This window comes from Streptomyces sp. NPDC004721 (assembly GCF_053601495.1).
Genome location: NZ_JBSGBZ010000043.1, coordinates 18342 through 34590 on the forward strand (window position 1 = coordinate 18342; position 16249 = coordinate 34590).

Here is a 16249-nt window from a genome sequence, read left to right on the forward strand (position 1 = left end):
TGAGCCCTGGGCCAAAGGGTTCGATGTCACCCGAAAGGTCTAGGCGTTCCGGGCATTACGGGCGTTCCGGGTGCTCCGGGTACGTCCATCGATGTTCCGTGGCGGTGTGCGGTGGTTGCCGCGGTGCGGTGCGTGGTGAGCGGGGTGCGGGGCAGGCGCCTCGCGTCGTGCCGCCGCTTCGGTCGCGGAGGGTGCGACGCGCGCTTTGTGAGTCCAGGTGTCGATTCCTGCGGCCGGGTGGCGTACCCACCCTGGGGGGTCGGGCGCCCGTCGGCCAGTCCGGCCCCGGTCCGCGCATGACCATTCGGCCCCCATGTACTAGAGTTATCTCGACATCGAGATATCTGCCGGGGTGCACCACAGTCGCCACTCGGTAAGGCTTACCTAACTAAGTCTTACCTTACTGGATCGGTCGAGATGCCGTGGCGGCAGGATCGTGGTGGTAGGCGCACATGAATGAAGGAGACTGCCGTGTCGGCGAACAGCTTCGACGCCCGCAGCACGCTGCACGTGGGCGACGAGTCGTACGAGATCTTCCGGCTTGACAAGGTCGAGGGCTCGGCCCGACTGCCTTACAGCCTGAAGGTGCTGCTGGAGAACCTGCTCCGCACCGAGGACGGCGCGAACATCACCGCCGACCACATCCGTGCCCTCGGCGGCTGGGACTCCCAGGCCAAGCCGTCGCAGGAGATCCAGTTCACGCCGGCCCGCGTGATCATGCAGGACTTCACCGGCGTGCCCTGTGTCGTCGACCTCGCCACCATGCGCGAGGCCGTCAAGGAGCTCGGTGGCGACCCGGCGAAGATCAACCCGCTGGCCCCGGCCGAGCTGGTCATCGACCACTCCGTCATCGCCGACAAGTTCGGCACCAACGACGCCTTCAAGCAGAACGTCGAGCTCGAGTACGGCCGCAACAAGGAGCGCTACCAGTTCCTGCGCTGGGGCCAGACCGCCTTCGACGAGTTCAAGGTCGTCCCGCCCGGCACCGGCATCGTCCACCAGGTCAACATCGAGCACCTGGCCCGTGTCGTCATGGTCCGCGAGGGCAAGGCGTACCCCGACACGCTCGTCGGCACCGACTCGCACACCACCATGGTCAACGGCCTCGGCGTCCTCGGCTGGGGCGTCGGCGGCATCGAGGCCGAGGCCGCCATGCTCGGCCAGCCGGTCTCCATGCTGATCCCGCGGGTCGTCGGCTTCAAGCTCACCGGCGAGCTGCCCACCGGCACCACCGCCACCGACCTGGTGCTGACCATCACCGAGATGCTGCGCAAGCACGGCGTGGTCGGCAAGTTCGTCGAGTTCTACGGCGAGGGCGTGGCCGCGACGAGCCTGGCCAACCGCGCCACCATCGGCAACATGTCGCCGGAGTTCGGCTCCACCGCCGCGATCTTCCCGATCGACGACGAGACCATCAACTACATGCGCCTGACCGGCCGCCCCGAGCAGCAGCTCGCGCTCGTCGAGGCGTACGCCAAGGAGCAGGGCCTCTGGCTGGACCCGAACGCCGAGCCGGACTACTCCGAGAAGCTCGAGCTGGACCTGTCCACCGTCGTGCCCTCCATCGCCGGCCCCAAGCGTCCGCAGGACCGCATCGTCCTGGCCAACGCCGCCGAGCAGTTCAAGCAGGACGTCCGCAACTACGTCGACAGCGTCGACGAGGCGGGCGTGGAGTCCTTCCCGGCCTCCGACGCCCCGGCCGTCCACCCCAACGGCACACCGACCAACCCGGTCCAGGTCACCGCCCCCGACGGCACCACCTACGAGCTGGACCACGGCGCGGTCACCGTCGCGGCCATCACCTCCTGCACCAACACCTCCAACCCGTACGTCATGGTCGCCGCCGCGCTGGTGGCCAAGAAGGCGGTGGAGAAGGGCCTGACCCGCAAGCCGTGGGTCAAGACCACGCTGGCGCCGGGCTCCAAGGTCGTCATGGACTACTACGACAAGGCCGGCCTGACCCCGTACCTGGACAAGCTGGGCTTCAACCTCGTCGGCTACGGCTGCACCACCTGCATCGGCAACTCCGGCCCGCTGCCGGAGGAGGTCTCCAAGGCCGTCAACGAGCACGACCTCGCGGTCACCTCGGTCCTCTCCGGCAACCGCAACTTCGAGGGCCGGATCAACCCCGACGTCAAGATGAACTACCTGGCGTCCCCGCCGCTGGTCGTCGCCTACGCCATCGCCGGCTCCATGAAGGTGGACATCACCCGGGACGCCCTCGGTGTCGACCAGGACGGCAACCCGGTCCACCTGAAGGACATCTGGCCGAGCGAGGCCGAGGTCAACGACGTCGTGGCCAACGCCATCGGCGAGGACATGTTCTCCAAGTCCTACTCCGACGTGTTCGCCGGCGACGCCCAGTGGCAGTCGCTGCCGATCCCGACCGGCAACACCTTCGAGTGGGACACCGAGTCCACCTACGTCCGCAAGCCCCCGTACTTCGAGGGCATGACGATGGACCCGGCCCCGGTCGCGGACATCGCCGGCGCCCGGGTGCTCGCCAAGCTGGGCGACTCGGTCACCACCGACCACATCTCCCCGGCCGGTGCCATCAAGGCCGACACCCCGGCGGGCCAGTACCTCACCGAGCACGGCGTCGAGCGCCGCGACTTCAACAGCTACGGCTCCCGCCGTGGCAACCACGAGGTCATGATCCGCGGCACGTTCGCCAACATCCGCCTGCGCAACCAGATCGCGCCGGGCACGGAAGGCGGCTACACCCGCGACTTCACCCAGGACGGCGCGCCGGTCTCCTTCATCTACGACGCCTCGCGCAACTACATCGAGCAGGGCATCCCGCTGGTCGTCCTGGCCGGCAAGGAGTACGGCTCCGGCTCGTCCCGCGACTGGGCCGCGAAGGGCACCGCGCTGCTCGGCGTCAAGGCCGTCATCGCCGAGTCCTACGAGCGCATCCACCGCTCGAACCTCATCGGCATGGGCGTCCTGCCGCTCCAGTTCCCGGAGGGTCGGACAGCCGAGTCCCTCGGCCTGACCGGCGGGGAGACCTTCTCCATCACCGGTGTCGCCGAGCTCAACGACGGCCGCACGCCGAGCACGATGAAGGTCACCACCGACAGCGGTGTCGAGTTCGACGCGGTCGTCCGCATCGACACCCCCGGTGAGGCGGACTACTACCGCAACGGCGGCATCATGCAGTACGTCCTGCGCAACCTGATCGGCAAGTAGCGGATCCGGTAGGGCAGTTGGGCCGCATCCCCGGTCACGGGGGTGCGGCCCTCGCTCTTTCGCACCAGACGTTTACAGCCGCCGCCGTCCGCGCTAGCTTCACTGGCAAGTGAGGTGGGAGCGCTCCCATGACGGCGGACCGGAACCTGCCGTCCGGGCCGCCCCCACCTCGCCCTCCCGTTGGGCGACGCCGCGTACAGGTGGAGCCCGCTTGTGGCGACACCATGGTGCGACAACGTAGTCCAGACCGTCGTCACGGGCTGACCGTTCCCCGGGACGGCACGAAGGGGCGGGCCCGGCGGGCCCGCCCCTTGCTCATGCCGGATGCCGTGGGTGTGTCAGGCCAGCAGCTCCACCTCCGCCAGCGTAGACGCGCCGTCCAGGACCAGGCGGTACTTCTGGTAGGTGCCCGGTGCGGCGATCGTGAAGGGGCGGGTCTGCTTGCCCCAGGCGAAGGACTCGCCCGAGCGCTGGTCCACCGTCTTCCAGGTCGTGCCGTCCGCGGACGCCTGGAGGGTCCAGCCGGCCGGAGCCTTGGTGTGGTCGGCGGACGAGGTCAGGGTGTACTGGACGGCCTTGACGGGGCCGGCCACCGGCAGGTCCACCGTCGTCACCGCGGCCTCCGTCGACGAGGTGTCGTCGAACAGCGCCCCGTCGCCCTTCAGCACGTCCGCCCGCGGGCTCGGCGCCTTGTCGCCGGTCGTGATCGACGCCGGCGCCGCGTCCTTGCCCGTGCCCCACGACGAGGGCCGCGGACTCATGTCGAACTGGAGGACACCGCCCTTGGACAGCAGGGAGTGGGGCAGGCTCGTCGAGTTCCACGCCTTGCCGTTGAACCGCACGCCCTGCACGTACACGTTCTTCGCGTTGTTCTTCGGGGCCTGGATCACCAGATCGCGCCCGCCGTCCAGATGCACCGTCGCCTTGGTGAACAGCGGGGAGCCGATGGCGTATTCGCCGCTGCCCATGACCAGCGGGTAGAAGCCGAGCGCGGAGAACAGGTACCAGGCCGACTGCTCGCCGTTGTCCTCGTCGCCGTGGTAGCCCTGGCCGATCTCGCTGCCGACGTACAGCCGGGAGAGCGCCTCACGGACGTTCGCCTGCGCCTTCCACGGCTGCCCCGCCGCGTCGTACATGTAGTTCACGTGGTGGGCGACCTGGTTGGAGTGGCCGTACTGGCCCATCCGCACGTCCCGCGCCTCGGTCATCTCGTGGATGACGCCGCCGTAGGACCCGACGAACTCCGGGGAGGCCGTCTCGGGAGTGGTGAAGTACGTGTCGAGCTTGTCCGCCAGGCCCTTTTGCCCGCCGTACAGGTTCGCCAGGCCTCGGCTGTCCTGCGGGGCGGTGAAGGCGTAGCCCCAGCCGTTGGTCTCCGTGTAGTCGTAGCCCCACACGCGCGGGTCGTACTTCGAGGCGTCGAGGCGCCAGTCGCCCCGGGCGTTGCGGCCCTGGAAGAAGCCGACCCGGGAGTCGAACAGGTTCACGTAGTCCTGGGCCCGGTTGAGGAAGTAGTCGGCCTCCTCCTTGTAGTGCTTCTCGCCCGTCTTCCTGTAGAGGGCCTCGCCCATCTTCGCGATGCCGTAGTCGTTGACGTAGCCCTCCATCGCCCAGGACAGGCCCTCACCGGTGGCCGTGCTGGTGTAGCCGAGGAAGGGCGAGGTGGCCATGCCCTTGCGGCCCACGCCCGAGGACGGCGGCACCACGGTGGCGTTCTTCAGGGCCGCGTCGTAGGCCGCCTTCGCGTCCATCGGCACGCCCTTGACGTACGCGTCCGCGAAGGCCACGTCCGAGGAGGTGCCGGTCATCAGGTCGGCGTAGCCGGGGGAGGACCAGCGGGAGGTCCAGCCGCCGTCCTTGTACTGCTGCACGAAGCCGTCGACCATCTCACCGGCCTGACCGGGCGTCAGCAGTGAGTACGCCGGCCAGGTGGTCCGGTAGGTGTCCCAGAAGCCGTTGTTGACGTACACCTTGCCGTCGACGATCGCCGCGCCGGTGTGGGTCGGCGTGTCCTGGCCGGGCATCGGCGAGAACGGGGAGGCGTACTGGTCCTTCCCGCCGACCTTCTCGAAGCCGGAGTTCGGGTACAGGTACAGCCGGTACATGCTGGAGTAGAGCGTGGTCAGCTGGTCGGGCGTGGCGCCCTGGACCTCCACCTTGCCGAGCAGCTTGTCCCAGGTCCGCTGGGCGGACGCCTTCACGGTGTCGAAGGAGGCGCCGTCCGGGACCTCCTGGCGCAGGTTGTCCTTCGCCTGGTCGACGCTGATGAGGGAGGTGGCGAGGCGCAGGGTGACCGTGCGGTCCTTGCCCGCGTCGAAGCGCAGGTAGCCCTTGACGCCGCTCGACGAGCCCTCCTTCACCGGCTTGTCGAACACGCCGTAGACGAACAGCCGGGTGGCGCCGGTGGACAGCCCGGACTTGACGTCCGAGTAGCCGGTGACGACACCGTGCTCCTTGTCCAGGGTCAGGCCCGCCTGCTCGGTGACGTTGTCGAACAGCACGCTCGCGTCGTCGCCCGGGTAGGTGAAACGCAGGACGGCCGCGTGGTCGGTCGGCGCCATCTCCGCCTTGAGGCCGTTCTCGAAGCGCACCCCGTAGTAGTACGGCCGCGCGGTCTCGTTCTCGTGCCGGAAGGCGAGCGCGCGGGCGGTGCGGCCGGTGTCCGGGGTGCCCGCGGCGGCGGACGGCATCACCTGGAAGGTCTGCCGGTCGCCCATCCAGGGGCTCGGCTCGTGGCTCGCGCTGAACGCCTGGATCGTCGGCAGGTTGTCGTCGTTGTTCGCGCGCGCGTACTCGTACAGCCAGCTCAGCGAGGACGCGTTGGTCACCGGCGTCCAGAAGTTGAAGCCGTGCGGCAGGGCGGTCGCGGGGAAGTTGTTGCCGCGCGAGAAGCTGCCGCTGGAGTTGGTGCCGCGGGTGGTCAGCGCGTAGTCCGACAGATGCGCCTTCGGCTTCTCCTGCGGCGTCTGCTCGATCACCACGTCGTCCAGCCAGCCGCGGAACTTCGCGGGGCCGGTGGGGGAGTCGTAGGCGAGGAGGACCCGGTCGATGGTCTTGCCCGCGGCGACCGAACCGATCCGGGAGGCCACGTTGTTCCACTGGTTGACGTACAGCGTCTTGGCCGCGCCCTGGCCCTGCGGGCTCAGGGTGAAGCCGTGCTGGTCGGTCGCGCCCAGCCGGCTCAGGTAGGTGCCGTCGGTGAAGGCGAGGTCGACGGCGACGTTGGTGGCGTCGTAGTCGCGGTCGCCGTCGGCCATCGACGGGTAGAGGCGGTACGACAGCTGCGTGTCGGGGAGCACCTTGACGTTGACGTCGAAGACCTTGTTGTACGAGTACGCCCGGCCCTTCGCGGTGTGCCGGCCCGCGTACCGCAGGGCCCGCTTGCCCGTGTAGCCGGCGCCGGACTTCGCGGTCGGGGAGCCGCTCGGGCCGCGGTCGACCAGCGAGAGCATGTCCTGCGGGACAGGCGCGTCGTCGCCGCCGGTGGAGAACAGCACATCGGCGAGCTGGAGTATGCCCGAGGCGCCGTTGTTCCGGGTGACGTCGAGCCGGAAGTGCTGGTACTCGGCCGGTTCGGCCAGGTCGAAGGTCCTGGTCTGGAACCGCTCGGAGAAGTTCTCCCCGGTGCGGGTGTCGAGGGCCTTCCAGTCCTTGCCGTCGGTGGAACCCTTCAGGGTCCAGTCCTTGGGGTCGCGCCCGTCGAAGTCGTTGGCGGACGTGAGGGCGTAGCGGGTGATCTTCACCGGCTTGTCGAAGTCGAACTCGACCCATCCGGTGGCCTCGAACGTCAGCCACTTGGTGCCGGACTCGCCGTCGACGAGGTTCTCCTTCACCTCCCCGCCGCCGGTGTTCTCCCCGCTGGCCCGGACCTCGGTGATGTGGTCGTCCACATTGCCCGGGATGCCGGTGCTGTAGCCGCCGTCCACGCCCGCGGCGCGCTTGCCGCCGCCGGGGGCGGTGTCGACCGTGTTCAGCCAGTCCGGTGCCGGATCCCCGGCCTCGAACGAGGAGCTGAACTCCCGGTCGGCGGCCGGGGGCTTGCCGGGCAGGGCGACCGCGGCCCCCTGCGAGCCGGCTGCCGTGACGAAGGCGGCCGTGATGACGACCGCCGGACCCCATCTGTGCCGTACTCTGCGCTGCATGCGCGGCGTCCCTCCCTGGATTCGGACAACGTTGTCAGCTCTTTACGCAAGGACCAGTAGGGAGCCAAGTGGTCAGTGATGTCAAGGGTGTTGGGTGTGGCATTCGTGCACAAAGGCACGGATATCTCCGTCAACGGAAGCCCACGGGCGCCTCATGTTTCGCGTGAGGTCTCAACTCGGAAAAGACCCGCGGTGAACCTTGCTCTCGATCTTGCTCAGTTGACGGGAAGTGGACTATACCTGTCGGCGTCCGCGCGACCGCGAGAACGGCCGGAAGCGGACCCGGGGGAGTCGGAACGGGTGGTTCGGCGTGTGAAACGCGTTCGCCTCCTTGTCTTCCGTCCGATCCCGGTAGATGACGCACGAAGCACTTCCTGCACGACCCAGCTTGACCCGACCGCGGTGCCGGGGAGGATCCGGTTCACCGCCTGAGTCCTGGAGAAGGCGAGGACTTGAGCATGGGATCCACTTCCGCCGAGAACCACGGAGGCGTTGGCCGCCGGGCTCTGATCAAGCGGTCCGCCGCACTCGGTCTCATCAGCGTTCCCGCGATGGGCTTCCTGTCCGCCTGCGCCAGTGGTGGTGGTGGCGGTGGCGAACAGGACAAGGCCAAGACGGGCAAGAAGACCGAGAAGAACCCGCTCGGTGTCAATGACACCGCGCAGATGGAATTCGTCCTGTTCGACGGCGGCTTCGGCAAGGAGTACGCCCAGGACGCCGTGAAGCTCTACGAGCAGAACTTCCCCAAGGCGAAGACCAAGTTCTCCGCCATCCAGAAGATCCAGTCGACGCTCCAGCCGCGCTTCAACCAGGGCAACCCGCCGGACCTCATCGACAACTCCGGTGCGGAGCAGATGGACATGGGCGTCCTCGTGGGCAAGAACCAGCTCGCGGACCTCACTCCACTGCTGGACGCGGCGTCCTACGACGACCCGAGCAAGAAGGTCCGCGACACGCTGCGCCCGGGCATCGTGGAGATGGGCCAGTTCGACGGCCAGCCGGTCTGGATCCTGTACTACGCCTACACGGTCTACGGCGTGTGGTACTCGCAGAAGGCCCTGGACTCGCTGGACGAGAAGTACCCGGAGACCTGGGACGAGATGCTCAAGGTCTGCGAGAAGGCCAAGAAGAAGGGCATGGCCGGCTGGACCTACGCCGGCAAGTACCCGTACTACCTCCCCTTCTCGCTCTACCCGATGATCGGGAAGGTCGGCGGCCGCGACGTCCTGGACGCCATCGACAACCTCGAGCCCAACGCCTGGAAGCACCCGGCGGTCAAGACCTGCTTCGAGGCCTACTACGAGCTCTACAAGAAGGGCTACGTCCTCAAGGGCACCCCGGGTCTGGACCACATCCAGTCGCAGACCGCCTGGGCCAAGGGCAAGGCGCTGTTCATCCCGAACGGCTCCTGGGTGGAGAACGAGTCCGCCAACGTCATCCCGCAGGACTTCGACCTCGCCGTCTCCGCGCCCACCGGCATCGACAGCTCCGACAAGATGCCGTTCGGCACCATCTGGGCCTCCGGTGGCGAGCCGTTCATCGTCCCGGCCAAGGCCAAGAACGCCGAGGGCGGCATGGAGCAACTGCGCATCATGCTCAGCGAGGCCTCCTCGAAGAACTTCACCGCCAAGGTGAAGTCGCTCACCGCGTACAACGGCGGTACGGACGGCATCGACCTCACCCCCGGACTGAAGTCCGGAGTCGCGGCGCTGGACAAGGCCGGCTCCAACGTGGTGAACCCGCGGCTCCAGGACTGGTACGTGCAGCTCCAGAAGGAGAAGATCGGTGTGTCGGGCATCGGCGAGATGATGGCCGGCCGCCTCACCCCGGCCGAGGCCATCAAGAAGATCCAGGGCTTCGCCGACGAGGCCGCCAAGGACCAGTCGATCAAGCACTACAAGCACCAGTAGTCCTGAGGATCCGTCACCAGCGGTACCACCCGCCCAGAGATCGGGGTCGGCAGCAATGCAGCACGGCAAGTACCGGTTCATCGTGGGGTTCCTCGCGGTTCCCCTGGGGCTGTACGCGCTTTTCGTCGTCTGGCCGTTCATCCAGTCCATCTACTACTCGTTCACGGACTGGACCGGCCTGAGCCCCGATTTCCAGATGGTCGGCTTCGACAACTACCAGAGGATGCTCGACGACGACATCTTCTGGAAGTCGTTGCAGCACAGCCTGCTGTTCGCCCTGGTGCTACCGCTGGTGACGATCGGTCTGGCGCTGTTCTTCTCCTTCATGATCAATGTGGGCGGGCGGCGCCGCCGGGGCGGACCGGCGATCTCCGGCGTCCGAGGCTCCGCGTTCTACAAGATCGTCTACTTCTTCCCGCAGGTGCTGTCCATCGCGATCGTGGCCATCCTGTTCGCCTTCGCGTACAACCCGGACAGCGGCGCGATCAACTCCCTGCTGCGCGGGATCGGGCTCGGCAGCGTGCAGCCGCTGTGGCTGGGCGACCCGAGTCTCGCGCTGTGGTGCGTGATGGGGGTGCTGGTCTGGTCCACGGTCGGCTTCTTCGTGGTCCTGTTCTCGGCCGGTATGGCCTCCATCCCGGCGGACCTGTACGAGGCCGCGCTGCTGGACGGCGCCAGCCGGTTCGCCACCTTCTTCCGGATCACCCTGCCGCTGCTGTGGGACACCGTGCAGTCCGGCTGGGTGTACATGGGCATCCTCGCCCTCGGGGCGGAGTCGTTCGCGGTCGTACAGATCATGACGACCGGGCCGGGCGGCCCCGACTACTCGACCACCGTCATGGTCCTGTACGTGTACCAGAAGGCGTTCCGTGACGGTCAGGCCGCCTACGCCACCACGATCGGCGTCGCCCTGCTCATCGTCACGCTGGCCTTCGCCGCCGTCGTGATGCGGCTGGGCCGGCGCGAGCGGCTGGAGTTCTGACGATGAAAACGACCGAGTCCCCCGCCCCCGTTCCGGCCGAGTCCGGTGTCGGCCTCGCCACGGCCGGCGTACCGGCCGGAAAGCCGGGCGGACGGAAGAAGGACGGATCCGTCCTCAACGTCTTCTCGCACGGCGTTCTGATCATCTGGGCGATCATGGTGGTCATGCCGCTGGTCTGGGCGGTGATGACGTCCTTCAAGGACGACGGCTCCATCTTCGGCTCGCCCTGGTCGCTGCCCGACAAGCTGCACTTCGACAACTGGGCACGGGCCTGGACCGAAGCCAATATGAGCGAATACTTCCTCAACACCGTTCTGGTGGTGGGCGGTTCGCTCGTCGGTACCCTGGTGCTCGGTTCGATGGCGGCGTATGTGCTGGCCCGTTTCGACTTTCCGGGCAACCGCTTCATCTACTACCTCTTCATCGGCGGCATGAGTTTTCCGATCATGCTGGCCCTGGTCCCGCTGTTCTACGTCGTGAACAACATGGGACTGCTGAACACCATTCACGGCCTGATCCTGGTCTACATCGCCTATTCACTGCCATTCACGGTGTTCTTCCTGACCGCCTTCTTCCGGACCCTGCCGAGTTCGGTGGCGGAGGCGGCCTTCGTGGACGGGGCCTCGCACACCCGGACGTTCTTCCAGATCATGCTGCCGATGGCCAAGCCCGGTCTGATCAGCGTGGGGATCTTCAACTTCCTGGGGCAGTGGAACCAGTACATGCTGCCGACGGTGCTCAACACCGACCCGGACAAGCACGTGCTCACCCAGGGCCTGGTGCAGCTGGCCGTGAGCCAGGGCTACAAGGGCGACTGGTCCGGTCTCTTCGCCGGGCTGGTGATGGCGATGCTGCCGGTGCTCGCCGCGTACATCATCTTCCAGCGCCAGGTGGTGCAGGGGCTCACGGCGGGCGCCCTGAAGTAGCTCTCGGCGCCGCGCCGCCCCGCCGTCCCTGTACGCCGCTCTCGCCGCCCCCTCCGGGGCGTGCGGGGGCGGCGCACGCATGTCCGCACACGTGTGCGGGACAGGGCTCCATCAGCGTGTCCACGGACCCGGATACCGTTCAACCTCTTGACGGGAGGGGACCCGAACAGCTCAGCTTAGAGTTCACTAGTTGGACATTGGACGGGGCCTCGCCGAAGCGGCCCCGCGCGCAGGAGGTCGTCGTGGAGACTCCAGGGTCGCAGTCGTCGCTGCACCGAGCCAACCTGGAGCGGGTCGTACGTGCCGTGCGCCTTGCCGGATCACTCACGCAGGCGGAGATCGCGCGGACCACGGGCCTGTCCGCGGCGACGGTCTCCAACATCGTGCGCGAACTCAAGGACGGTGGAACGGTCCAGGTCACGCCTACTTCCGCGGGCGGGCGCCGGGCCCGCAGCGTGTCCCTGAGCGGGGACGCCGGCATCGTGATCGGTGTCGACTTCGGGCACACGCACCTGCGGGTCGCCATAGGCAACCTCGCCCACCAGGTGCTGGCCGAGGAGTCCGAGCCGCTGGACGTGGACGCCTCCTCGGCGCAGGGCTTCGACCGCGCGGAAGAGCTGGTCAACCGCCTGATCGCGGCCACGGGCGTAGACCGTTCCAAGATCGCCGGCGTGGGTGTCGGCGTACCCGGCCCGATCGACGTCGAGTCCGGCACGCTGGGCTCCACGGCCATCCTGCCGGGCTGGACGGGCGTCAAGCCCGCCGAGGAGCTGCGGGGGCGCCTCGGCGTGCCGGTGCACGTGGACAACGACGCCAACCTGGGCGCTCTGGGCGAGCTGGTCTGGGGCAGCGGCCGGGGCGTGCGCGACCTGGCCTACATCAAGATCGCCAGCGGGGTCGGCGCGGGCCTCGTGATCAGCGGCAGGATCTACCGCGGCCCCGGCGGCACGGCGGGTGAGATCGGGCACATCACGCTCGACGAGTCCGGCCCGGTCTGCCGCTGCGGGAACCGCGGCTGCCTGGAGACCTTCACCGCCGCCGGGTACGTGCTCCCGCTGCTCCGGCCCAGTCACGGCACCGACCTGACCATGGAGGGCGTCGTACGGCTGGCACGGGACGGCGACCCGGGCTGCCGCCGGGTGATCGCCGACGTCGGCCGCCACATCGGCAGCGGGGTCGCCAACCTCTGCAACCTGCTCAACCCCAGCCGGGTGGTGCTCGGCGGGGACCTCGCCGAGGCCGGTGAGCTGGTGCTGGGACCGATCCGGGAGTCGGTGGGACGGTACGCCATCCCCAGTGCGGCGCGCCAACTCACCGTGCTTCCCGGGGCACTCGGGGGCCGCGCCGAAGTCCTCGGGGCGCTCGCCCTGGCGTTGAGCGAGATGGGCGATTCGACGCTTTTGGACGGCACGATGCACGCGGTCACCCCTGCCTTCACTTAGAGAACGGATGGCACCGTTGCCATCTCGTTAAGGATTTACTTCTTGACGTCGCACGCGCGGCCGAGTTGACTTCCAGCCACCTCGGCCGCAACGACGCGGCCTCGTCAGGGAGGTTTGAAGAAGTGAACACGCGTATGCGTCGTGCGGCTTTCGCCGTTGCTGCTGGTGCCATGGCCGTCTCGCTCGCCGCCTGTGGCAGCGCCAAGGAGTCCGGCGGCGACTCCTCCAAGTCGGCCGGCAGCGAGAAGAAGGGCGACGCCATCAAGGTCGGCCTGCTGCTGCCGGAGAACCAGACCGCTCGTTACGAGAAGTTCGACCGCCCGCTGATCGAGAAGAAGGTCGCGGAGCTGACCGGCAACAAGGGCAAGGTCGTCTACGCCAACGCCAAGCAGGACGCCACCCTGCAGAGCCAGCAGGTCGAGACGATGATCACCAACAAGGTGGACGTGCTGATCGTCGACGCCGTGGACGCCGCCGCCATCAAGAACTCGGTGCAGAAGGCCAAGGACGCCGGCATCCCGGTCGTCGCGTACGACCGCCTGGCCCAGGGCCCGATCGACGCCTACACCTCGTTCGACAACGTGACCGTCGGCAAGACCCAGGGCGAGGCGCTGCTCAAGGCGCTGGGCGCCAAGGCCAAGTCCGGCAAGATCGTCATGATGAACGGTTCCTCCACCGACCCTAACGCCAAGCAGTTCAAGGACGGCGCCCACTCGGTCCTCGACGGCAAGGTGAACATCGGCAAGGAGTACGACACCAAGGAGTGGAAGCCGGAGAACGCCAACTCCAACATGGAGGGCGCCATTTCCTCCATCGGCAAGAAGAACATCGTCGGCGTCTACTCCGCCAACGACGGCATGGCCGGCGGCATCATCACCGCCCTGAAGGCCGCCGGCATCTCCGTCCCGGTCACCGGCCAGGACGCCGAACTCGCGGGTGTGCAGCGCATCGTCTCCGGTGAGCAGTACATGAGCGTCTACAAGCCGTACGCCCCCGAGGCCGACGCCGCCGCCGAGATGGCTGTCGCCCTGGCCCAAGGCAAGTCGCTGGACTCGATCGCCAAGGACAAGGTCGACAGCCCCACCACTCAGGGCGTCCCCTCGGTCCTGGTCGCGGTCACCTCGCTGACCAAGGACAACATCCAGGACACCGTCGTCAAGGACGGCGTCTACACCATCCCCGAGATCTGCACCGCCCAGTACAAGGCGGCCTGCGACAAGATCGGTCTGAAGTAACCGGACCGGTCCGCCGCAAAGCGACGCACGCGCCTCCAACGTCAGGGGAGTCCGGGGAGTTCACCCCGGATCCCCCTGACGGGACGCGCCCCAAGGCTCCGTCCGGCGCCCCGCGTATCCAAAGCCCCGCAAGCTCGTGCGGGGCGCCGGACGGAACAACCCCCCAAACTTCTGCACAACCTCCCGCCGGGTCAGGCGGCGAAGGAGATGGTTCACTTGTCCGCTACGCCCGTGCTGGCGTTGCGCGGGGTCTCCAAGCGGTTCGGTGCCGTCCAGGCGCTCACCGACGTAGAGCTTGAGGTCCACGCCGGTGAGGTGGTCGCCCTGGTGGGCGACAACGGCGCCGGAAAGTCCACGCTGGTCAAGACGATCGCCGGCGTGCACCCCATCGATGAGGGCCGCATCGAGTGGGACGGCCGCGCGGTCCAGATCAACAAGCCGCACGACGCCCAGAACCTCGGCATCGCGACGGTCTATCAGGACCTCGCGCTGTGCGACAACATCGACGTGGTCGGCAACCTCTACCTGGGCCGGGAGATCCGCCGCCGCGGCGTCCTGGACGAGGTCGAGATGGAGCGCCGCTCCCGCGAACTGCTGGACACGCTGTCGATCCGCATCCCCAGCGTCCGCATCCCGATCGCGTCGCTCTCCGGTGGCCAGCGCCAGGTCGTGGCCATCGCCCGTTCCATGCTCGGCGAGCCCAAGCTGGTCATCCTCGACGAGCCCACCGCCGCCCTCGGCGTGGAGCAGACCGCACAGGTCCTCGACCTGGTCGAGCGGCTGCGTGAGCGCGGTCACGCGGTGATCCTCATCAGCCACAACATGGCCGACGTCAAAGCGGTCGCGGACAAGGTGGCCGTCCTGCGCCTGGGCCGCAACAACGGTGTCTTCGAGGTCAAGTCGACCTCCCAGGAAGAGATCATCTCCGCCATCACCGGCGCCACGGACAACGCCGTCACCCGCCGTGCGGCGCGCACCAATGGGGAGATCACGAAGTGAGCATCGACAAGACCTCCACGCCCCCCGAGAGCAGCGCGCTGGAGAACACCGAGGCGGCGGCCGGCGCGGCGACCGTCGTGGACCCCCGGCTGCTGGTGCGCGAACAGGGTTTCGCGGGCTATGTCACCGAGTTCAAGCGCAAGATGAAGGCCGGTGACCTGGGCTCCGTCCCGGTCGTCATCGGTCTGTTGGTCATCTGGATCATCTTCCAGAGCCTGAACTCCAACTTCCTGACCGCGGGCAACCTCTCCGACATCTCCGTCGCCATGGTCGGCACGGGCATGATCGCCGTCGGCATCGTGTTCGTCCTGCTGCTGGGCGAGATCGACCTGTCGGTCGGCTCGGTCTCCGGTGTCGCGGGCGCCACCTTCGCGGTGCTGAACATCACCCACGGGATGAACGAGCTGCTGGCCCTGGTGCTGGCCATCCTCACCGGTACCGTGGCCGGCGCCCTGCACGGCTTCTTCTTCGCGCGCATCGGCGTCCCCGCCTTCGCCGTGACGCTGGCCGGTCTGCTGTTCTGGCAGGGCTTCATGCTCCAGATCCTCGGCAGCAACGGCACCATCAACCTCGACGACGGCATCGTCACCAAGCTCACCAGCTACTACTTCACCGACGTCGCCGCCGCCTACGGGCTCGCCGTCGTGGCCGTCGGCGGGTACTTCCTGACCGCGTACCTGGGCAACCGCCGCCGCGAGGCCGCCGGGATCCCGTCCCGGCCGCTCAGCGACATCGTGGTGCGCACCGTGCTGCTGGCCGTCGTCTCCTTCGCAGTGGCGGTCATGTACAACCAGTACAAGGGCCTGCCCCTCGCCGTGGTGATCTTCCTCGCCGTGCTGGTGATCACCGACTTCGTGCTCCGCCGCACCGCATACGGCCGCAAGGTCTTCGCGCTCGGCGGCAGCGTCGAGGCCTCCCGCCGGGCCGGCATCAACGTGGAACTGGTCCGGATCTCGGTCTTCGCGATCGCCGGCACCTTCGCCGCGATCGGCGGTCTCTTCGTCGCCTCGAAGATCGCCTCCGCCAACCAGGGCGCGGGCACCGGCGAGTTCCTGATGAACGTCATCGCCGCGGCAGTGATCGGCGGCACGTCCCTCTTCGGCGGCCGCGGCCGCACCTGGAACGCGCTCCTCGGTGTGCTGGTCATCGTCTCGATCCAGTACGGCCTCGCCCTGGAGGGCATCGCGTCCCCGGTCCAGTACATGATCACCGGTGGCGTGCTGCTGGCGACGGTCGTCATCGACGCCGTGACCCGCAAGACGCAGAAGTCGGCGGGGCGCGCGTAAGCCCCGTCCGATCCAGGACTGTGCCCGGCACCCATGGCGGTGCTGGGCACAGTCGTGTCATGCCGGACGCGACACCGGTACCGCCGTTCGCGTGACGTACGACCCCCGGCCCGGACACCGGGCGCCCGGGCGGAACAT

Annotated in this window: 9 protein-coding genes; 8 read left to right on the plus strand and 1 reads right to left on the minus strand. The window is 67.9% G+C overall.

Annotated features, from left to right (window positions below):
- Positions 1 to 471: 471 nt before the first annotated feature.
- A complete protein-coding gene (gene acnA, locus ACWEK3_RS30725; RefSeq protein WP_453251086.1) occupies positions 472 to 3189 on the plus strand; it encodes an aconitate hydratase AcnA in 2718 nt (905 codons plus the stop codon).
- A gap of 338 nt (positions 3190 to 3527) precedes the next feature.
- Here the strand turns inward: acnA and ACWEK3_RS30730 are convergent, their stop codons facing one another.
- Positions 3528 to 7331, minus strand: coding sequence for a GH92 family glycosyl hydrolase (locus tag ACWEK3_RS30730; protein ID WP_453251087.1), 3804 nt, complete (start codon positions 7329 to 7331; stop codon positions 3528 to 3530).
- A gap of 458 nt (positions 7332 to 7789) precedes the next feature.
- On the opposite strand from ACWEK3_RS30730, the gene ngcE reads away from it, so the two are divergent.
- From ngcE to ACWEK3_RS30765, 7 genes are all read left to right on the plus strand, one after another.
- Positions 7790 to 9241 (plus strand): N-acetylglucosamine/diacetylchitobiose ABC transporter substrate-binding protein, encoded by a 1452-nt coding sequence (gene ngcE / locus ACWEK3_RS30735; protein WP_450540039.1) that lies wholly within the window; start codon positions 7790 to 7792, stop codon positions 9239 to 9241.
- Between the two features lie 55 nt (positions 9242 to 9296).
- The gene (locus tag ACWEK3_RS30740; protein ID WP_453251088.1) at positions 9297 to 10223 is read left to right on the plus strand and encodes a carbohydrate ABC transporter permease; all 927 of its coding nucleotides are present in this window, start codon (positions 9297 to 9299) and stop codon (positions 10221 to 10223) included.
- A gap of 2 nt (positions 10224 to 10225) precedes the next feature.
- The gene (locus tag ACWEK3_RS30745; protein WP_361420852.1) at positions 10226 to 11149 is read left to right on the plus strand and encodes a carbohydrate ABC transporter permease; all 924 of its coding nucleotides are present in this window, start codon (positions 10226 to 10228) and stop codon (positions 11147 to 11149) included.
- A 242-nt stretch (positions 11150 to 11391) separates the two neighbouring features.
- The gene (locus tag ACWEK3_RS30750) at positions 11392 to 12591 is read left to right on the plus strand and encodes an ROK family transcriptional regulator (protein ID WP_450540043.1); all 1200 of its coding nucleotides are present in this window, start codon (positions 11392 to 11394) and stop codon (positions 12589 to 12591) included.
- Between the two features lie 134 nt (positions 12592 to 12725).
- Complete coding sequence (locus ACWEK3_RS30755; RefSeq protein ID WP_384428365.1) at positions 12726 to 13826, plus strand: substrate-binding domain-containing protein; 1101 nt, start codon at positions 12726 to 12728, stop codon at positions 13824 to 13826.
- Between the two features lie 207 nt (positions 13827 to 14033).
- Positions 14034 to 14825 carry an ATP-binding cassette domain-containing protein gene (locus ACWEK3_RS30760; RefSeq protein WP_450540044.1) on the plus strand — a complete coding sequence of 264 codons (792 nt, stop codon included), beginning with the start codon at positions 14034 to 14036 and terminating at the stop codon, positions 14823 to 14825.
- Positions 14822 to 16111, plus strand: a complete 1290-nt coding sequence (locus ACWEK3_RS30765) for a sugar ABC transporter permease (protein ID WP_365422228.1) — start codon at positions 14822 to 14824, stop codon at positions 16109 to 16111. Before ACWEK3_RS30760 ends, ACWEK3_RS30765 begins: the two co-directional genes overlap by 4 nt.
- Positions 16112 to 16249 lie beyond the last annotated feature (138 nt).